Raw genomic sequence first — 19,603 nt, 5'->3', positions numbered from 1 at the left:
AGGTTTAGTTTTTTCGATAATCCAAAGCAGGTTCCCTATCACCCAATAAGGCCTCGTATTTAAAATCGGCGCCTCTACGCTCGTTGAATTCGGCTTTGACCTGCTCCAAAAGTTTTGGATTTTTAATGAGGTCCATAGCGGTGAGCGCCATGGTTTTGGCGGCCACCATCATTCCCTTGTAACCGATATCTGTGCCACCGGCGGCAACGGCCTGCCAGCTGTGGGCTGGGGTTCCAGGCACCCATGTGGCGGAGGTGACGGCTCCTGTTGGGGTGTTCCAGCTTACATCACCGGTATCGGCAGAGGCCTTGCCATGGGTGAATTCCATTGGTTGTACTTGTCCCGCACTTTCAATCGGCCCTGGTGTTCCCAAGGTCTTTTGGATTTCTTTGGCGAAAGCAACATCCTCAGGGGTATAATCCACACCGCCCACAAGGGTCATGTTGGCATGCAACAAGGTTTCCAAAGCTTCATTGGGCAATCTTTCGTAAGTACCTCCGATGATTTCATAGGTCATTTCAGTTTCGGTACCTAACGCTGCACCTTGGGCGGCTTTTACCACTCGATCCCAAACGGCTTTTACTTCAAGACGGTTGGAGTGGCGAACCACGTAGTACACTTCGGCTTCTTTTGGAACAATGTTGGGGGCATCACCACCTTTGGTGATCACATAATGGATTCGGGTAGGTTCTGTGGTATGTTCACGAAGCATATTCACCAAATCGTTCATGCCTTCCACGCCATCAAGGGCAGAGCGACCTAACTCAGGGGCCATGGCTGCGTGTGATGATTTTCCGGTAAATCTGAACTTACCTGAAATAGTAGCGAGATTGGTACTTGGGTTGGCTGTGTTCTTATCTCCGGCATGCCAAGAAACAATGGCATCCACATCATTGAAAAGTCCTGCACGGACCATATATACTTTTCCAGAACCGCCTTCTTCTGCTGGAGTTCCATAAAAACGGATGGTTCCCGATTTCCCTGATGCTATTAGGTAATCCTTGGCGGCAATGGCGGCAGCAAGGGAACCGGTACCGAACAAATGGTGACCACACGCTTGTCCGGGTGCGCCAACCACCCTTGCCTGACGGAAGGGAACGGCATCCTGCGACATCCCGGGCAGGGCATCAAATTCCCCTAACACTCCGATGACAGGACTACCGGAACCATAAGTGGCCGTGAATGCCGTTGGAATTCCGGCAACACCGGCCTCAATGGTAAAACCTTCTTTTTTAAGTTCTTCTTGTAAGAGTGCCGAGCTTTTTTCCTCCAAATAACCAAGTTCAGGATTTTCCCAAAGCGATTTGGCAATGGAGGTATAATGGTCCTTTTTGGCATCGAGGTCGGCAATCATTTTTTTCTTGTCCTTTTGTGCCATGGAAATGGATGAAATCAGCACAAATGCGGAAGCGAGTAAAAGTTGGTTTTTCATTCTAAAAAGCGTTAGTAGTTGGGTTTGGTTATTTAGTTGGTTGAGCGTTGCTAAATCGCGCTTCTTCCAAAGATAACATTTAAAACCAGTGGATGGGAGGTCATTTCCGAAGGAAATGGATTGGAAAGAAGAGGAAAATCTATTGAAACATTACCAATTCAATTAAATATTTGAGGTTTATTTGGCTTTGGAAACATTTTCCTGAACCCTGAATGCCACAATTCTTTTTATAAGGTCGTATGGCATGGGTTGGTCCAACGGAAACTGTACTGAACCTTTTCCCTGTTTGTACTTTGACAATTCTTCGGCAAATTTTTCATGTCCTGAAGGAGTAGCGTAAAGACCGATATGGTTTTTGTATCCTGCAAAATAAACCAAGGGCTTACCGTGTGTTTTATAACCTGGCATACCATAGGCCATTTGTTCCACAGCTTCGGGAGCGGCATCTTTTATGATACTTCTGAGGTTTTGCATGATTTCCTGAGCCTCTTTGGGAAAGTTGAAAATGTACTCATCAATTGCGTTCATGCGACCTGATAATTAGATGGTTGCATAAATGTAGGGAAAATTATGGCATCAAAAAATATAGGATAGTCGTACACCACCATAAAAATTACGGCCATTGCCTGGATAAAAATAACGGGGTTGAGCACTACCAAAACCCACTGCGTTAATCAGGACGGATTGTGCGTAGTTCTCGTCAAAAATATTGTTGATACCCGCATGCAATCCCAGTGTCATATGGTTGGACAATTGGGTACGATAGCCCAGTTTTGCATTGAAGACATTGTAGGCATCCGAACTTGTTGTGTTGGTATCGGTAAGGGGAATGTTGTCCACAAATTGATGGGTCAGGTTCAACTGTAGTCCATTCGTGTGTTGAAGGTCCAACCCCGAACTAAGGCGATGTTTAGGGACACCCGTCAACGGATTGCCAGAATAGTCATTATCGCCATCCACAAAATCTACAAAACTATGGTTGCTAAAAGTGTAACTGATATAGGGTGTTGCGGTAAAAGTGTTGGATAAGTTGGTTCTGTAGCGTAGATCCAGTTCCAAACCTTGGTGACGTGTTTGACCTGCATTTCGGCCAACATATTGATCTTCTCCGACGCGTTGGGCCACCAAAAGATTTTTGATGTCCATTCGGTATAGGGTAATGTTGGCAGATAAACGACTCTGGTACAAAAGTAACTGGCTGCCCAGTTCATAATTGGTGCCAGTTTCCTGTGCAATATCTGGATTGATAACGCCATCTGGGGTCAAGGTTTCCTCCAAACTTGGGTTGGAAAAACCGCGACTGATATTGGCATACAGTTGTCCTAGTTTGAAGGAATACCTAAGGCCGAAATTGGGCATCAAAATGGCATCAAAATTTCGCTCTGCGGAAGTATTGGCATCCCCTGTATTGAACAGGTCGTTAAAAGTATAATGGGTCTTGTTGAGGTTGAGACCCAACTGTGCCGAAAAGGCTTCAGAAAACGGATAGGTGAGCGACCCAAAAAGATTGAACTGTCTCCTAAACTCTGTATTCTTGCTCAAGCGATTACCCTGAAGACTTCCATTGCCATTATTGTCCGCGTACAGGTTTTCAAAAGTACCCCAATGGTATTCGTCCTTGTACAGTTCGCCACCCACCACATATTGGGCCTTGGCTAGGTTTCCCTCAAAAACACTTCGGAAACCAAATCCGTTGGTAAACTCGTCCAAGATGTCAAAAGGTCTGGGTTCGTAGTGATCCAAATAGGTGTAAAATAGGCTAGTAGTGTTTTTCAGTTTTTCAGAAAATTGATAGGAATGGGACAACCCGGTAAGGAGATATTTGTTGGCCTCGTAACCTTGTGCCGCCAACCAATTGCTTGCTGCTCTGGTGGGGTCTTCATCAAAATCGGTCTGGTTGATGGAACTGGCAATATGGGCCGAGTAATCAATATAATTCGTTAAGAAAGAAAGACTACTTTTTTGATTGATTTTAAAATCGGTGTTCAACAAATAACCGTTTCGTTCAAATTGGCTATTCTGTCTATATCCATCTGTTTCCAAATGATTGTAGGCAAAGGTGAGAGCAAAATTTTCTTCGGAATGCACAAAGGAAAGGTTGTCCTTCAGCATGGCATATGACCCAAAAGTGGTGGTATTGGTCAAGCGGGTTTCTTCAATGGGAGAAGTTTTGGTCTGCAAAAGAATGGCCCCGCCCAAATTAGATCCATAAGTTGTGCCTTTGGGCCCTTTAATGACTTCTATTGAACCCAAATTTTCAAAATCATAAGCCTCAATGGCAGAAAATCCAGTACCATTGGTCACCGGAATTCCATTGAAATAAAGGCGGAGTTTATCCGTGCCATAGGGAGTTCTGGCCCCAACCCCGCGAATGGTGATACGGTTAGTGTTCAAAGCCCCGGAGAGCATATAAACCCCTGAAATTTGATTGATGGCGGACGGAAAATCGATGGGATTGAACCGTTCAAATGTTTGGGTACCAATGGTGGAGGACGCAGTTATCCCTACTGCTTTTTTTGGAACGGCATCGTCCATCAAAATAATTTCATCCAATTGGGTTATGGTGTCCTTTTGCGTTTCCTGGGCAAAAAGAACGTTCGATAAAACAAGGAAAACAAAAAGCGAAAAGCTGGTTTTAAATTGATTGCTGGGGGACAAGGGCAGTTATTTTTTTAGGGTTATGGTTTTGCCTTTTTGGGCACTTTCTTTGGCTGCTTCCAAGATTTCAACAACCGTCATATTATTTTCCAATGCTGTGAGGTCACTAGGATCTAATGAGATTTTTCCCCGCACCACTGCGGCCAATAGCGAAAAGGGATCATTGTAGGGGCTGGTTCGTTCTTCCAAAACCATCTTTTCTTCCTGAAAACCATCGTATCCTTCGGCCATTCTAACCCGAAGGGTATTTCGGTTATCGGCAAAGATAGCTCCGGTCAGCCCATAGATTTCCATATCCTTTCTGCCGATAGGCCAGTTCCAAGAAGGCTCCAAAATGGCCATGGAATCATCATAGGTAAGCAATATGGTGGCATCATCATCCACCTTGGGATTGTTTTCTAATTGCAATTGTTGGGTAACGGCAGTCACCGAAATTGGTTTTTGACCTTTTTTTAACCAGGTCATCAAATTGGCACCGTAACAGCCAAAATCGGTAATGGCACCTCCGCCATTAAGGACAGGATCTTGCAGCCAATCCAAAAATTCTTTGTTCACCCCGATTTTTACTGGTCCTCTGTGCCCATCACGGACGATTACTTTTCTGAGGGAACCAATTTTGCCATCTTCCAATAATTGTTGGGCCTTATGGTTGGTAGGGTACCAGGTGGTTTCATAATTGGTCAGCAGATGGATTTGATATTTTTCCGCAAGTGCCTTCATTTTTTTGGCGTGGTCCATACTCACTGCCAATGGTTTTTCCACCATCACATGAATGCCCTTGGGGGCACAGGTTTCCACCACTTCCAAATGTTCAAAAATAGAACCGAAGGCAGTCACTGCTTCGGGTTTGGTGGCCGCTATCATCTCTTCCAAACTGTTGTATACCAAATCCATGGAAAAACCATGTTGGTCGGCATACTGTTGGGCCAATTCGCGATTGGGTTCGGCTATGCCAACTATTTCAACATCTCCGATAGCTTCTCTTCCCAAAATCCAATGGACGTGGGAATGGGTAAGACCGGCGACCCCAATTTTTAAAGGTTCTGATTGTGAAAATAGACTTGAACTTGGCATTAGGGCAAAGGTCAGACAGACCAAGATGAAACGTACCATTGGTTTAGTTGATTTATGTGCCCCATAAAAATAGGAACTAATTGTCAAGTTCTGCCAAGAAAGTGAAGGTATCCATGATTTTGGCAAATTCATCCTTCAGGCTGGCCAGTTCGGTTTGATAGATCAATTCCGCAGGATAGCGTTTTCCATCAAAACCGATTTTATCGAATGCGGCGGTGGCATCGGAAATCAAGGTGACATGGAAACCTAAATTGGCGGCCATGCGCACCGATGTGGAGATACAATGCTCGATGGTAAGGCCGACAATCACCAAATCAGTGATATTTTGGGCAATCATGGCAATCTCCAGGTCGGTTCCGATAAAGGCACTGTTCACCTTTTTTTGGAAGATAGGTTCCCCATCAATAGGTTGCACCAAAGGATGAATGCTGTTTCCATCTTTTCCAGGGTAAAGTGGAGAAAAGGGGTTGGTGGAATTGTGCATCACATGAAATATGGGAAGCTTTTTATCCCGGAAAGCATTCAAGATCTTTGCACAGTTTTCCTCTGCTTGTGGATTATTGCGTTCGGTGCCGTAATAAGTGGTTTCCTGTAAACCAGATTGAATATCGATCAAGAGAAGCGCCATCATACCAAGAGGGATTTGTCCATAAAAATAATCCAAAACTGTTCACCATCCATTATTCTTTTGGTTGATGGGACTATTGGTAAATTCAATTTTCGAGACCCAGTTACAATGGCTATTTTAGATGAAATTTAAAACATGAAGATTGTTTCCTATAACGTGAACGGAATTCGGGCGGCACTCAACAAAGGATTTGTGGATTGGTTGAAAGCCGTGGATCCCGATGTAGTCTGCCTACAAGAAACCAAGGCCATGAAAGAACAGGTGGATACCTCTGTTTTGGAAGAAGCCGGGTATCCGTTCCATTACTGGTATAGTGCTCAAAAAAAGGGTTATAGTGGTGTGGCTTTACTTTGTAAGGAAGAGCCCGATCATGTGGAATATGGTACCGGCATCGATTATATGGATTTTGAGGGAAGAAACATCCGCGCAGATTATGGTGATCTCTCCATTATGAGTATGTACCTGCCTTCCGGCACCAATATGGACCGTTTGGATCATAAGTTGATGTACATGGCAGATTTTCACGATTATGCCAATGACCTTCGGAAAGAAAGACCCAACTTAATCGTTTGTGGAGATTACAATATCTGTCATGAACCCATTGACATTCATGATCCGATCCGGAACAAAAATGTATCCGGTTTTTTGCCCGTGGAGCGTGAATGGATCGGAAATTTCATTAATAGTGGGTTTATTGATAGTTTTCGTCACTTCAACAAAAGCCCGCACCAATATACCTGGTGGACCTACCGAGCCAACGCAAGGGCCAATAACAAAGGTTGGCGATTGGATTACGGAATGGTGTCCGAGCCGTTAAAAGATAGATTGAAGCGTTCTGTGATTCTATCTGAAGCCAGGCACAGCGATCATTGCCCCATTTTGCTGGAGGTGGAAAGATAACCTTGGCATAAACTTGAAACAGTAGGATTATTTAACTTTAACCGTCCTAAACTTTAGAACAATGAAATACACCCGCATTCCACATACCGATATCCGAATCAGCAAAATTTGCTTGGGAACCATGACCTGGGGGCGTCAAAACACCGAGGATGAGGCCCACGAACAAATGGATTATGCCTTGGATCAAGGGGTGAATTTTTTCGATACTGCGGAATTATATCCCATTCCACCGAAAAAGGAATTGTATGCCGTGACGGAGGAATTCATTGGAAACTGGTTTAAAAAAAATGGAAACCGAGATAAAGTGGCCTTGGCCACCAAGATTGCGGGACCCGGACATGGGGGCAAGCACATCCGTAGCACAGGATTTAGCAAGGAATCCATTGTTGGGGCTGTGGAAGGTAGTTTGCAGCGACTTCAAACCGATTATATTGATTTGTACCAATTACACTGGCCCGAACGCAATACCAACTTTTTTGGACAAAGAGGATACAATGCCCACGCCATTGATGTTTGGGAGGATAACATCCACCAAGTTTTAGAAACCCTGCGCGATTTGATTGCCGAAGGAAAGATCAGACATGTGGGGATTTCCAACGAAACCCCTTGGGGAACCATGCGCTATTTGGAAGAAAGCAAAGTACACCAGTCACTTCCCAGAATGTTGACGATACAAAACCCGTATAGCCTATTGAACCGGTTGTTTGAAGTAGGACTATCCGAAATTTCCTTGCGGGAAAAAATTGGGTTGTTGGCGTATTCACCCATGGCTTTTGGAGTGCTCAGCGGAAAATATTTAACGGAAATTCCACCCAGAAAGGCAAGGATAACCCTTTTTCCCAATTACAGCAGATACAGCAGTGAAACGGCCACCCAGGCTACTGAGCAATATGCCCAATTGGCCAAGGAGCATGGATTGAGCATGGCGCAAATGGCCTTGGCTTTTGTGAACACCAGACCTTTTTTAACGAGCAATATCATAGGAGCCACCACTATGGAACAACTCAAAGAAAACATTGAAAGCATTGATGTGGACCTTTCGGATGAGGTGTTGGAAGGCATTGAAGCCATCCACAGAGCCATTCCGAATCCTGCTCCTTAAAATCAATCTAAAGCATAGGCCCGGTATTCATCCCCTGAGGCGGTTCCCATTTTGCCACCTCCGCAGGCAATGACGATGTATTGTTTGCCATCAACTTGATAGGTGATGGGTGTGGCATACCCGCCTGCAGGTAATTGGTCTTCCCACATTTTAGCTCCGGTTTTCATGTTGAAGGCCCGTATTTTTTCATCCTTGGTTGCTGCGATAAATAACACTCCACCTTTGGTGATTACCGGTCCACCGTAATTTTCCAATCCAGAAACGGGAACATTGGGGTCATTCAGGCTTTCCTCATGACCCAATGGAATTTTCCAAAGATATTCACCAGTGTTCAGGTCGATGGCGTTCAAGGTACCCCATGGTGGTTTTACCACAGGATAACCCCTGTCATCCTTGAACCGTGCAAAACTGGCTACGGAATAAGGCACATCAATTTTGATTTTTTCCACACGATGGTCCTTGGCTTCTTCCGTACCGGTTAGAAATTCGGCCAAAGCATCAATTTCTTCTTCGGAAAGATTGGGCATGCCGGGCATGGCGCCCCTTCCTTTTTGTACGATGGTTTTAATAGAATCCGGCTGCAAACGCAATTTCACATTTTGAAGTTCAGGGATTCCCGCAAGTCCTTCCAATTCTCCACCATGGCAACGTGCACAATGGATTTGGGCCAACGATTGTCCCATATTGGCATTGCCATCTCCACCTACAGCCTTCATTTTAATGATCCAAGCCATCTCATTACCGTTCACATACATGATTCCGTTTCGGGGATCAACGGCCGCACCTCCCCATTCGGCACCACCATCGGCACCGGGAAATAGAATCACACCTGTAGTGTCCATCGGTATAAATTGCCCATTGGAGGTAATGGATTTGAATTTTTCCAAAACGGTTGGGGTATCATCACTTTTGTTGCCCTTCACTAAATCATCCACAAAAGCCTTTTCGTTGGGAGCATACAAGTCGTTTTCAGTTAAAATCTGACGTGCAAAGGGTTCCGGTTTCAAGGGAAGTGGTTGTGTGGCATAGGCCTTTTCGCCTATCAGTTTGGAACTGGGATAGGCTTTTTCCTCAATAGGAAACAAGGGCTCCCCGGTTTCTCGGTTGAACACAAAAACATGCCCGCTCTTGGTGACCTGGGCCACGGCAGGAATAATTTTCCCATCTCTATTAATTTCCAATAAATTGGGTGATGCAGGAGGGTCACGGTCCCAAATATCATGATGTACCATCTGAAAATGCCAAATGCGTTCCCCGGTTTTAGCATTCAATGCCAATAGGGTATTGGCAAAAAGATCGGCACCTTCCCGATCTCCGCCGTACCAATCAAAAGCAGCCGACCCGGTAGGAATGTAAACAATTCCGCGTTCAAGGTCCATGGCCATACCAGGCCAACTGTTGGCACCACCAACTGTTTTGTAAGCTTCGGCAGGCCAGGTATCGTAACCAAACTCACCAGGTTGCGGAATAGTATGAAAAGTCCAGACAATCTTTCCAGAAATAACATCATAAGCTCGAATATGTCCAGGAGAGGCACCAGGCCCTTCCCCAACACGAGTGCCCTGGATCAATATATTTTCAAAAATGGCTCCAGGCGTATTGGATACCACGGATTGTTTTTTAGGATCCCGGCCCAGTCCATCCCTTAGATCGATGCTTCCATTACTTCCAAAGGAAGGAATGGGTTGACCTGTTGAAATGTCGATGGCGAAAAGTTGGGGTCCCGAAGTAAAAAAGAGGCGACTGGGTTCATCACCATTCGATTTCCAATAGTTCAGTCCACGGTTCATTCCTAAACCAGATTCGTCTTTGGAAACAGGTTTGAATTTCCAGATTTCCTTACCCGTAGTAGCATCGACAGCGAAGAGTTCAATGGCCGCATTTACGCCATACAGAACTCCATCAACTACTAATGGGCTGGTCTGGATTTGGGTGGTTCTTCCTTCTTGAAGTCCACCACTTTTATAGCTCCAGGCCAATTTTAATTTATCAACGTTGGCGGTGTCAATTTGGTCGAGATTGGAGTAGTGGGTGCGCTCAGGATCCCCTAAATAGTGTTCCCAAGTGGTAAAATAGTCCTTGTTGGAAGATGTGGTTTTTTCATCTGAACAGGAGGCCAAAAGGGCAACCAGCAGAAAAAGCGAAAATCGTTTCATGTGCGTTGGAAGGTTTCCTAAATATAGGTTTTAAAAAGGGAAACTTTTGAAAAGGAGATTAAAAAAGGAAATCGACCACATCCTCAATTTTGGAAACCTTTCGGATTTGAATACCCGTGTTCTTCAAGCCAATCTTATTGTTCTTGGAAACAAAAATGGTAGAGAAGCCCAGTTTTTCTGCCTCCAAAATGCGTTGGTCCACGCGCTGTACGGGACGAATTTCCCCTGCCAGACCTACTTCCGCGGCAAAACAGATGCCTTTTTCAATGGATATGTCTGCATTGCTGGACAATATGGCGGCCATAACGGCAAGGTCAATGGCGGGATCGTCCACCGAAATACCCCCGGTGATGTTCAAAAAGACATCCTTTGCTGCCAATTTAAACCCTGCCCGCTTTTCCAGAACGGCCAAGAGCATGTTCAAGCGTTTGGCGTTGAACCCAGTAGCGGAACGCTGTGGTGTTCCATAAACCGCAGTACTTACCAAGGCCTGAATTTCTATCAACAAGGGACGCATGCCTTCCACAGTGGCGGCAATGGCAGTTCCACTTAAATCTTCCTCATTTTTGGAAATCAATACTTCGGAAGGATTGTTCACTTCCCGTAGCCCACTTCCTTGCATTTCATAAATGCCGAGTTCCGCAGTGGAACCAAAGCGGTTTTTAAGAGAACGAAGGATTCTGTAGACATAGTTCCGATCACCTTCAAACTGAAGCACCGTATCCACCATGTGCTCCAAAATTTTGGGTCCGGCAATGGTTCCATCTTTGGTGATGTGTCCCACCAAAATAACGGGTGTGTGACTTTCCTTGGCAAATTTGATGAGCTCTGCGGCACATTCGCGAATTTGTGAAATGCTTCCGGCAGCGGATTCAATATAATCGGTGTGCAAGGTTTGGATGGAGTCGATGACCACCAGGTCAGGTTCCACGGCAGCAATCTGTTGAAAAATATTCTGGGTTTTGGTTTCGGTTAGGATGTAACAATTTTCGCTGTTCGGTTGAATGCGGTCGGCACGCATCTTGATTTGACGCTGGCTTTCCTCGCCCGAAACATAAAGGGTTTTGTACGGCAGTTTTAAGGCAATCTGAAGCAACAAGGTACTTTTCCCTATCCCTGGTTCTCCTCCCAACAGTGTTAATGAACCCGGAACCAATCCACCGCCCAAAACCCGGTTGAACTCTTGATCCAACGTATCCAATCGAAGTTCTTTTTCTTGGGTGATCTCGGAAACGCGAAGGGGTTTGCTGGCCTGTTTTACCGATGAGGTATCGGTTTTCCAACTCCTTTTTTCTTCCTTCTGGACCACTTCCTCCACAATGGTGTTCCATTCCCTACAAGAGGAGCATTGGCCTACCCATTTGGCATATTGGGTGCCACAGTTTTGGCAAAAAAAAGCGGTTTTGGTCTTGGCCATTCCTCAATTTGGTGAAGGCCTAAAGATATGGATTTAGATGGAGCATTGGACTATCGGATTTTTGGACAACTGGATTTTTGGATAGAGATGTCTAATCATCTAAAAGTCTAACAATCCAATAATCTAATATCCAAAATCTGCTTTAAGGGCATCAATTTTTTCAAGAGCCATATCCTTGGTCAAAAAATCGATTTCTTGCATTTGGAAGGCTTTTTCAAAGGTCTTGAAAGCTTTCTTGGGCTCTCCGATAAATTCGTAGTATTCACCTTCAAAATAAAAACCCATCATGGTATCCGGATATTGTTTCTTGCAAAGTTCTGCCAATGGCTTTAAGGATTCGTAATCCTCCTTTTTTCTGCAAGCGGCATAAATGGCCATGATATCATTCAGTTCCACAGGTTTTGCAAAACCAAAGAGATTTTCGATCATGGTGTATCGGTCCTCCAAATATTTAAAAGCAGGTTCGCTGGACGTTAGGATATCTGTCTTGTATTCTTTCGGACTAATAGGTCTGAAGATTTTGAAAACATTATCAAAAGCTTTGCTAATGCCATAGGCTGCAATAGACTCGTGATCTGTATGGTCATATTCATCAAAGAAATAATGCAATGATTCTTTGGTGATAGAATTGATGCTATGGTTCATTTGCAAAATCCGTTGTCTATCATCAGAAGGTTCTTTTTCCACAATTACATTATAAAAAATTACCTGATCCAAAGCGGATAATCGCTCAGGAACCCTGTTTTCCATTTCTGGAGCCAAAACGGGAGATATGCTTACGTAGGAATTGAAGAAAGACTTGTCCTTGAACAAAAAATAATTTCCAAAATTGGCCGTGATATCATACCCGAACAACATTTTAAATGGCGCTACTTTGTAGGTTGTTGCCAAGTAGGGAACAAGTTCGGTTCCCAAAAACTCATAGAACATTTTTCCTTTGTCGGAAGGGAGCCCAGATTGTTCGTCAAAGGCACAATCCTCTAATCGAATATCATTTTCTGCTTGCTCCACGCCTACAATGATGGCCTCAGGCATGCGGTCCAATTTACTTTGGAACTTGGCATTGGCCACCACAAGGTCAAACAGGTATTCGGCATCCAAAACCACCAAAAGGGGATATATTTTTTCTTCGGAATAGTCCTCGGGAAAATAATAGGAAACGTTCCTTCTTTCCTGTAGTTTGAAGGATTCGAAAATCTCCTTTTTGACTTGGGCACCAAGGTTCAGGCCCAACAAGCCCATTAAAACAACTAACAGCCGTTTTTTCATTGGTAAAGATTTAGGTGGTCGGGGTTTACCGATTTCTATTCAATAACGGTAATACGATGAAAGATATTGTACCGAAGATGACCACCATCATGGTCTGTGCGATCCACATGATCCAACCGAATGCATCGCCTGAAACGGAGGAGATTCCATAAATGCCCAATGCCGCACTTACCGCAATGGGATACAGGCCAATACCTCCATTTGTAGTGGACATGGCGAAGGCTCCAAACACGAATCCTACCAAGAGTTCACTCAATGATAGTGGGATGGTTTCTTCCACCGTGTGCTTGATGACCCAGAACATGCCAAAGTAAGCTGCCCAAATAAAAAGAGTGTGAAAAATAAAGGGCCATTTTTTCTTCATTTTGAAGACGCTGAGTACGCCGTCCAGCAAGCCGTTCAAAAAAGATTTCAATTTGTTGGCAAATGGTGACTTGGATCTTCTTATGATGTAGGTTCCCACGAAAAGTCCAACGATTCCCACAATCAAAATGCCCGCGGCACCAATCAGGTTTACCCCTTTTTCTTCCAAAAAGGAAAGAATGATATCGGTTTGTAAAACAAGTGTGACCAAAATGACCATCAATAACATAATAAGGTCGATGACCCGTTCCGTAACAATGGTGCCGAAACCTTTTTCGAAGGGAACGCCCTCATAGGTGGTCAATGCCGTGGCCCTTAAAAATTCCCCCGATCTGGGAATACCCAAATTGGCAAAATAGGAGATCAATACAATGAATATATTGTTGATGATCTTCGGTTTGTAACCTAAGGGTTCCAAAAGATAGTTCCAACGAATGGCACGGGAAACATGGCTCAAAATTCCGATAATCACGGAAATACCGACCCAAAATGGACTTGCATTGGAGATATAATGTAAAATTTCCTTGCGTTCTTCGGGTGTGGTTGAATTATAGGAATACCACACCAAAAAAAGCCCAAAGGCAATGGGAACAAAAATCTTCAGGAATTTTTTCAGGGATTTGCCCAAGACTAATTGAGTAAATTGGTGGCTTCGTTCGGGAAGACCAATGCCGGATTGAAGACTTTCGCTTCTTCGATGTCCATCCAAGCATATGTGATCAGGATCAGCACGTCGCCCACGGCCACTTTTCTGGCGGCGGCACCGTTAAGGGTAAGTTCCCCAGAACCTCTTGGTCCGGGAATGGCATAGGTTTCCAATCGTTCACCGTTGTTATTGTTCACGATCTGTACCTTTTCGCCCCTAATAATGTTGGCGGCATCCATCAGGTCTTCGTCAATGGTGATGCTTCCAATATAATTAAGGTCCGCGCCGGTTACCTTTACCCTATGAATTTTTGATTTTACAACTTCTACTTGCATGGTGCAAAATTATCAATTCAATCTTAGATTATCAATTAAGCGAACTCCGTCTGCATAAACGGCAATGAACGCCCTGTATTTTTGGTTGTCCTGTTTTTTTAACATGGGGGTCAAGGTGGCCTCGTCGGTTATCTCGAAATACTCCAGGCTGAACACAGGATTTTTATCAAACTCGGATTTTACCCAATCCGCGATGGTTGTTGCATTTTCCGTGCCAAATTTTGATTTGGCAGCCTGTAGGGTCACATGAATGAAACCGGCCTGCTCCCTAGTCGTTTTGGACAACCTTTCATTACGGGAACTCATGGCCAATCCATGTGGTTCCCTTTCTATGGGGCAACCTATAATGGTGTATGGCAATTTTTTGATCTCGGCCATTTTTTTGATGATCTGCAACTGTTGAAAGTCCTTTTCGCCAAAATAGGCCTTGTTCGGGGCCACGGTTCTGAGCAAAAGCTCCACAATGGTGCCTACACCATCAAAATGTCCGGTTCTGAATTCCCCTTCCATCACCTTGTCCAGTCCATCGAACTCATAGGATTCCGATTTTACGTGGTTACCATAGATTTCGTCCACAGTTGGAGCAAAGACGACGATTTTTTTGGAGACCGTTTTTAAAAGATCGATATCCCTTTCCAAACTTCGGGGATATTTTTCCAGATCATCTTTTTTATCAAATTGGGTGGGGTTCACAAAAATGCTCACCACTACCAGATCATTTTCTAAAAGTGCTTTTTTGACCAAGGAGAGATGCCCCGTGTGCAAAGCCCCCATGGTGGGTACAAGGCCTATGGTACGGTTTTTTTTTCGTTCCCCTTCCAGGTACGAAACAAGCTCCATTTTACGGTCAAATAAATGCATTTCAAGCTTTAAAGGCGGGCAAAAATACTATAAATACTGGTAATCAGCATAATTTTTGTACTTTTGCAGCTACGTTTTTCAGATAAACAAAAGAAAGTGTTTATGAATGGTAAAAAGGTATTGTTTGTATCTTCTGAATTAGTCCCATACCTCCCAGAGAATCCAGTTTCCTTAATGTCGTACGAGGCGCCTCGAATGGTGAACAGCAGCGGGGGTCAAATACGGATTTTCATGCCAAGGTACGGTAATATCAATGAAAGAAGGCATCAATTACATGAGGTAATACGTTTATCGGGGATGAACTTGGTGATCAATGACATGGATATGCCGTTGATCATTAAAGTGGCTTCCATTCCAAGGGAACGGATCCAGGTATACTTTATCGACAATGATGAATATTTTAAGCGCAAGTCTACTTTTAGGGATTCCGAAGGAAATCTTTACCCTGATAATGATGAGCGTGCCATTTTCTTTGCCAAAGGAGTGGTGGAGACCGTGAAGAAATTGAACTGGTCGCCAGACATTATACACGTACACGGTTGGATGGCCTCCTTGTTGCCCCTTTATCTTAGAAAGTATTATGCGGATGAACCCTTGTTTGCCGACAGCAGGATCGTAACTTCTGTGTATGGCAAAGGTTTTGAAGGTAACCTGGACATGGAAATGATCAACAAAATTGCCTTTGACGGCATTGATAAAGAAGAAATCCCATCGCTGGTGCAGCCCGACTATAATAATTTGTTAAAGGTTGCCGTAGATCATTCCGATGCGGTTATTTTAGCCTCGGATCAGTTGGAGGGAGATTTAAAAGAGTACATAGAAAAGCTTTCCAAACCTGTTCTGCCCTACGTTTCACTCCAAGAAGCGGAAGAGGCATATACTAATTTCTATAAAACAGAGGTTTTAAAATAAATTGCATGGGATTTTCCAAAATCTTTAAAGTTTCGGCCGTGTTCGGAACTTTGTTTCTTCTGATTGCTTCTTGCGATGATGAGTTGGACACCATTGGTGAAGGAGTAGTTTCTGGCGATCCATTTACCACAGGAAAAGTGGAATATGACGTGTTTGCCTTCAACAAAGGCATCACTGCGGTCCAGACCAATAAATTGTCTTTGTACCAATTGGGAACCTTCAATGATCCCATTTATGGAAAGCGAAAGGCAAGCATTATATCCCAGGTAAGTTTATCGACTGTTCCCCCAACTTTTGGTGATATTTCCCAGGCATCCGAAGATAAGGCGGACTCGGATGACAGTGCATCCACCGTGGTGGAAAACGAAACTGTAAAGGAAGTGTACCTATATATTCCGTTTCAATTGCCCCCTTCCGCAGATAGTGATGGAGATGGCGTTGATGACGAGTTTGAAAGTGGTGACGATGTTGATGATCCCAATTCTGACTGGGATGGCGATGGCGTAACAGACAACCAGGAACGGGTAATCGGTTCCAATCCATTTGATGCAGATGATGATGGTACCCAAGATGACTTTGTGGCAAACAATTACGCACAGCGATATGATTTGGACAGTATTTATGGGGATAGAAACCAATCCTTCAATTTACTTGTTGCCCGATCCAATTATTTATTAAGAGATCTTGATCCAAATTCAGGCTTTGAAGAGGCCCAAGAATATTACTCCAATCAGGATTTTTCAGCATTTATTGGAGAAACCCTTTTTGATGGGGAAGTGACCATTAACAATGAGGACTACCTTTTTTATAAGGAAGACGATCCGGAAACTGAGGATGTTGACGAGTCTACACAAGTGGATACTAAACTGAATCCAGGGATCCGTGTGCCTTTGAACCCTGAATTTTTTCAGCAGAACATTTTGGATAAAGAAGGCCAGTCAGAGCTTTTGAGCAATTCAAACTTCAGAAACTTTTTCAGGGGAATCTATCTTTCCGGAACGGATATGGATGAGTTGATGTTCCTTTTGGATCTTACCGAGGCCACTATCACCATAACTTACGAATATCAAGATTATGATACTTCCGAAGAAACTGTTGTAACGAGCGAAAAGGATTTTGTATTGAACCTTTTGACGGCCAACAGTACAACCGGTATTACAGGTAATGCCGTGAACGTTTTTGAGAATGAAATGTTCCCGACCAACATTGCCGATGCATTGGATAATGACACCAATGCTTCTAGAATTTATGTAAAGGGAGGAGCTACACTGGCTGAAATCCGTTTGTTCGATGAAGCGGAAAATGGCGGTTCGGATATCATCAACCAGATCAAGTCCAATAAATGGGTCATCAATGAAGCCAACTTGGTTTTTTATGTAGATCGCGAAACGTTGGATTTGGCGGGAGGAGTGGTGGAACCACCGAGGCTATATCTGTACAACGGGGAAACGAGCATGCCCTTGTATGATGTGACAAATGAAACTGGTACAACGGCAACCACGAACAACCCATTGAGGTTGTACCAAAGTCATGACGGAATTATTGAAAAGGAAAATGGGCTGGGTGTCAAATATACCATCAGGATTACGGAGCACATCAATAATATTATTGTTAGGGATTCTTCAAATGCCAAACTGGCGTTGACCATGACTTCCAATATCGCTTTTCCGAATGTGCAGGAAGCAGTGGATAGCGGCATGCAAGGAGTGTTTTACCCTGTTATGTCTACTATTAGTCCGCTGGGCACTGTCCTTTATGGCAGTAATGTAGAGGCTGGGGAAGAAGCCAAAAAATTGAAATTGGAAATATTTTACACTGAAGCCAATTGAAATACGCCTCATAGATCATATCTAAACTTTCGTCGTTTTAAACAACCAGATTTATTATTTGTCACGTATACCTTATAAATTTGGGGACCACTATCCCCCAATAGTGGTGCTTAACTAAAAAAAAGACTTATGTGTGGAATTGTAGGTTATATTGGTCATCGGGAAGCCTATCCCATAATTATTAAAGGACTCCAAAGATTGGAGTACCGTGGTTATGACAGTGCAGGTATTGTATTGTTTGACGGCGAAAACACCCATCTTTCCAAAACCAAGGGAAAGGTGGAAGATTTGAAGAAAAAGACTGAAATCTCGATACCTACATCTGGTAAGTTGGGACTTGGGCATACAAGATGGGCTACCCACGGAGTTCCAAATGACGTTAATTCCCACCCACATTATTCCAATTCTGGGGATCTGATGATGATCCATAATGGAATCATTGAAAACTACGATGCCATCAAACAAGCCCTCATTAAACGTGGATATACTTTTGAATCCGATACGGATACCGAAGTATTGGTAAATCTTATTGAGGAAGTAAAAAACAAAGAAGGGGTTAAATTAGGAAAGGCTGTACAAATTGCACTTAATCAGGTAGTTGGAGCTTATGCCATCGCTGTTTTTGACCGAACCAAACCCGATGAGATCGTGGTGGCCAAATTGGGAAGTCCTTTGGCCATTGGTATTGGGGAGAACGAATATTTTATTGCTTCCGATGCTTCACCGTTCATTGAATATACCAACAATGCCGTATATCTTGAAGATGAGGAAATGGCCATTGTGCGCATCGGTAAGGAAATCAAATTACGTAAGATAAAGGATGATGCCATAGCCTATCCGAACATCTTGGAACTTCAATTGAACCTTGAGGAAATTGAAAAGGGCGGTTACGACCATTTCATGCTCAAGGAAATCTATGAGCAGCCGAGAGCTATTCTCGATACCTATCGCGGTCGACTTTTGGCTAACAAAGGCATCATCAAAATGGCAGGTATCGACCAGAATTTGGAAAAATTCCTGAATGCCAACCGTATTATCATAGTTGCATGCGGAACCTCATGGCATGCCGGTTTGGTGGCCGAATATATTTTTGAGGATTTGGCTCGTATTCCTGTGGAAGTTGAATACGCTTCCGAATTCCGATATAGAAACCCAGTAATTACGGATAAGGATGTGCTTATTGCCATATCCCAGTCCGGAGAAACAGCAGATACCTTGGCGGCCATAAAATTGGCCAAGGAAAAAGGTGCTTTTGTATTTGGGGTGTGCAACGTGGTGGGTTCATCCATTGCCAGGGAAACCAATGCAGGTGCCTATACACACGCTGGACCGGAGATAGGAGTTGCTTCAACAAAAGCCTTTACTACACAGATTACAGTGCTTACCCTTATTGCCCTTAAATTGGCATTTGAAAAAGGAACCTTATCACAATCCAAATATCACGAATTCTTGGCAGAGTTGGAGGGGATTCCAGCAAAGGTTGAAAAGACGTTGTTGTCCAATCCCGTAGTGGAAGAGATTGCCCATATATATAAAGATTCCCCTAATTGTCTCTATTTGGGCAGGGGATATAATTTCCCTGTTGCCTTGGAAGGTGCATTGAAGTTGAAAGAGATCAGTTATATCCATGCGGAAGGGTATCCTGCCGCGGAAATGAAGCACGGACCTATAGCTTTGATAGATGAACAAATGCCCGTAATCGTAATTGCGACCAAAAAAGGGCATTACGAAAAAGTGGTGAGCAATATTCAGGAAATCAAATCAAGAAAAGGAAAGATCATCGCCATTGTTACCGAAGGCGATCAATCAGTCAAGGAACTGGCAGACCACGTTATTGAAGTGCCAGAAACCTCCGAAAGTCTATCTCCCTTGTTGACAACCATACCTTTACAATTGCTTTCATATCACATTGCGGTAATGAGAGGATGTAACGTGGATCAACCTAGGAACTTGGCAAAATCAGTTACCGTGGAGTAACCAAAAAATATCAAGATATTGAATTTAAAAGCGCCCAAACGGGC

At 43.8% G+C, this 19,603-nt stretch carries 16 protein-coding genes; 5 read left to right on the top strand and 11 right to left on the bottom strand.

Annotated features, from left to right (window positions below; all coding sequences use genetic code 11):
• Window positions 1-4: 4 nt before the first annotated feature.
• The 5 genes from LKX84_RS06935 to LKX84_RS06915 form a co-directional block, all read right to left on the bottom strand.
• A complete protein-coding gene (locus LKX84_RS06935; RefSeq protein ID WP_228236408.1) occupies window positions 5-1,432 on the bottom strand; it encodes an amidohydrolase in 1,428 nt (475 codons plus the stop codon).
• 177 nt (window positions 1,433-1,609) lie between these two features.
• The gene (locus tag LKX84_RS06930; protein ID WP_228236407.1) at window positions 1,610-1,960 is read right to left on the bottom strand and encodes an iron chaperone; all 351 of its coding nucleotides are present in this window, start codon (window positions 1,958-1,960) and stop codon (window positions 1,610-1,612) included.
• Between the two features lie 48 nt (window positions 1,961-2,008).
• Window positions 2,009-4,090: a TonB-dependent receptor family protein gene (locus tag LKX84_RS06925; RefSeq protein WP_228236406.1), complete on the bottom strand. Its 2,082-nt coding sequence runs from the start codon at window positions 4,088-4,090 to the stop codon at window positions 2,009-2,011.
• Between the two features lie 6 nt (window positions 4,091-4,096).
• Window positions 4,097-5,203: a Gfo/Idh/MocA family protein gene (locus LKX84_RS06920; RefSeq protein ID WP_228236405.1), complete on the bottom strand. Its 1,107-nt coding sequence runs from the start codon at window positions 5,201-5,203 to the stop codon at window positions 4,097-4,099.
• 37 nt (window positions 5,204-5,240) lie between these two features.
• A complete protein-coding gene (locus LKX84_RS06915) occupies window positions 5,241-5,795 on the bottom strand; it encodes a cysteine hydrolase family protein (RefSeq protein ID WP_228236404.1) in 555 nt (184 codons plus the stop codon).
• A gap of 132 nt (window positions 5,796-5,927) precedes the next feature.
• Between LKX84_RS06915 and LKX84_RS06910 the strand changes: the two genes are divergently transcribed.
• The gene (locus tag LKX84_RS06910; protein WP_228236403.1) at window positions 5,928-6,692 is read left to right on the top strand and encodes an exodeoxyribonuclease III; all 765 of its coding nucleotides are present in this window, start codon (window positions 5,928-5,930) and stop codon (window positions 6,690-6,692) included.
• 61 nt (window positions 6,693-6,753) lie between these two features.
• A complete protein-coding gene (locus LKX84_RS06905) occupies window positions 6,754-7,794 on the top strand; it encodes an NADP(H)-dependent aldo-keto reductase (protein ID WP_228236402.1) in 1,041 nt (346 codons plus the stop codon).
• Between the two features lie 2 nt (window positions 7,795-7,796).
• Here LKX84_RS06905 and LKX84_RS06900 read toward each other — a convergent pair whose 3' ends face one another.
• The 6 genes from LKX84_RS06900 to panC all read right to left on the bottom strand — a co-directional run bounded on the left by LKX84_RS06900 (window position 7,797) and on the right by panC (window position 14,841).
• Window positions 7,797-9,950 carry a PQQ-binding-like beta-propeller repeat protein gene (locus tag LKX84_RS06900; RefSeq protein ID WP_228236401.1) on the bottom strand — a complete coding sequence of 718 codons (2,154 nt, stop codon included), beginning with the start codon at window positions 9,948-9,950 and terminating at the stop codon, window positions 7,797-7,799.
• 58 nt (window positions 9,951-10,008) lie between these two features.
• Window positions 10,009-11,367, bottom strand: a complete 1,359-nt coding sequence (gene radA / locus LKX84_RS06895) for a DNA repair protein RadA (protein ID WP_228236400.1) — start codon at window positions 11,365-11,367, stop codon at window positions 10,009-10,011.
• 123 nt (window positions 11,368-11,490) lie between these two features.
• The gene (locus LKX84_RS06890) at window positions 11,491-12,636 is read right to left on the bottom strand and encodes an alpha/beta hydrolase (protein ID WP_228236399.1); all 1,146 of its coding nucleotides are present in this window, start codon (window positions 12,634-12,636) and stop codon (window positions 11,491-11,493) included.
• Between the two features lie 25 nt (window positions 12,637-12,661).
• A complete protein-coding gene (locus LKX84_RS06885) occupies window positions 12,662-13,627 on the bottom strand; it encodes a lysylphosphatidylglycerol synthase transmembrane domain-containing protein (RefSeq protein ID WP_228236398.1) in 966 nt (321 codons plus the stop codon).
• Between the two features lie 2 nt (window positions 13,628-13,629).
• Window positions 13,630-13,980 (bottom strand): aspartate 1-decarboxylase, encoded by a 351-nt coding sequence (panD, locus tag LKX84_RS06880; protein ID WP_119640500.1) that lies wholly within the window; start codon window positions 13,978-13,980, stop codon window positions 13,630-13,632.
• Window positions 13,981-13,992: 12 nt separating this feature from the next.
• A complete protein-coding gene (panC, locus tag LKX84_RS06875) occupies window positions 13,993-14,841 on the bottom strand; it encodes a pantoate--beta-alanine ligase (RefSeq protein ID WP_228236397.1) in 849 nt (282 codons plus the stop codon).
• A 102-nt stretch (window positions 14,842-14,943) separates the two neighbouring features.
• Between panC and LKX84_RS06870 the strand changes: the two genes are divergently transcribed.
• The 3 genes from LKX84_RS06870 to glmS all read left to right on the top strand — a co-directional run bounded on the left by LKX84_RS06870 (window position 14,944) and on the right by glmS (window position 19,559).
• Window positions 14,944-15,753, top strand: coding sequence for a glycogen/starch synthase (locus tag LKX84_RS06870; RefSeq protein WP_228236396.1), 810 nt, complete (start codon window positions 14,944-14,946; stop codon window positions 15,751-15,753).
• A gap of 5 nt (window positions 15,754-15,758) precedes the next feature.
• Entirely contained in the window at window positions 15,759-17,582 is a 1,824-nt protein-coding gene (locus LKX84_RS06865) for a DUF4270 domain-containing protein (RefSeq protein WP_228236395.1), read from the top strand.
• 129 nt (window positions 17,583-17,711) lie between these two features.
• Window positions 17,712-19,559 (top strand): glutamine--fructose-6-phosphate transaminase (isomerizing), encoded by a 1,848-nt coding sequence (gene glmS / locus LKX84_RS06860; protein ID WP_228236394.1) that lies wholly within the window; start codon window positions 17,712-17,714, stop codon window positions 19,557-19,559.
• Window positions 19,560-19,603: the final 44 nt, after the last annotated feature.

Origin of the sequence: Allomuricauda sp. M10 (assembly GCF_020782875.1) — a bacterium.
Classification (GTDB): domain Bacteria; phylum Bacteroidota; class Bacteroidia; order Flavobacteriales; family Flavobacteriaceae; genus Flagellimonas.
Note: the sequence above shows the minus strand (reverse complement) of the source record. Positions and strands in the feature narration are given on the sequence as shown.

Coding starts and splice junctions, on each gene's coding strand:
- LKX84_RS06865 (WP_228236395.1), top strand. CDS start 15,759: ATGGGATTTTCCAAAATCTTTAAAGTTTCGGCCGTGTTCGGAACTTTG.
- LKX84_RS06920 (WP_228236405.1), bottom strand. CDS start 5,203: ATGGTACGTTTCATCTTGGTCTGTCTGACCTTTGCCCTAATGCCAAGT.
- LKX84_RS06890 (WP_228236399.1), bottom strand. CDS start 12,636: ATGAAAAAACGGCTGTTAGTTGTTTTAATGGGCTTGTTGGGCCTGAAC.
- LKX84_RS06930 (WP_228236407.1), bottom strand. CDS start 1,960: ATGAACGCAATTGATGAGTACATTTTCAACTTTCCCAAAGAGGCTCAG.
- LKX84_RS06870 (WP_228236396.1), top strand. CDS start 14,944: ATGAATGGTAAAAAGGTATTGTTTGTATCTTCTGAATTAGTCCCATAC.
- LKX84_RS06905 (WP_228236402.1), top strand. CDS start 6,754: ATGAAATACACCCGCATTCCACATACCGATATCCGAATCAGCAAAATT.
- radA (WP_228236400.1), bottom strand. CDS start 11,367: ATGGCCAAGACCAAAACCGCTTTTTTTTGCCAAAACTGTGGCACCCAA.
- LKX84_RS06915 (WP_228236404.1), bottom strand. CDS start 5,795: ATGATGGCGCTTCTCTTGATCGATATTCAATCTGGTTTACAGGAAACC.
- LKX84_RS06935 (WP_228236408.1), bottom strand. CDS start 1,432: ATGAAAAACCAACTTTTACTCGCTTCCGCATTTGTGCTGATTTCATCC.
- LKX84_RS06910 (WP_228236403.1), top strand. CDS start 5,928: ATGAAGATTGTTTCCTATAACGTGAACGGAATTCGGGCGGCACTCAAC.
- LKX84_RS06900 (WP_228236401.1), bottom strand. CDS start 9,950: ATGAAACGATTTTCGCTTTTTCTGCTGGTTGCCCTTTTGGCCTCCTGT.
- glmS (WP_228236394.1), top strand. CDS start 17,712: ATGTGTGGAATTGTAGGTTATATTGGTCATCGGGAAGCCTATCCCATA.
- panD (WP_119640500.1), bottom strand. CDS start 13,980: ATGCAAGTAGAAGTTGTAAAATCAAAAATTCATAGGGTAAAGGTAACC.
- panC (WP_228236397.1), bottom strand. CDS start 14,841: ATGCATTTATTTGACCGTAAAATGGAGCTTGTTTCGTACCTGGAAGGG.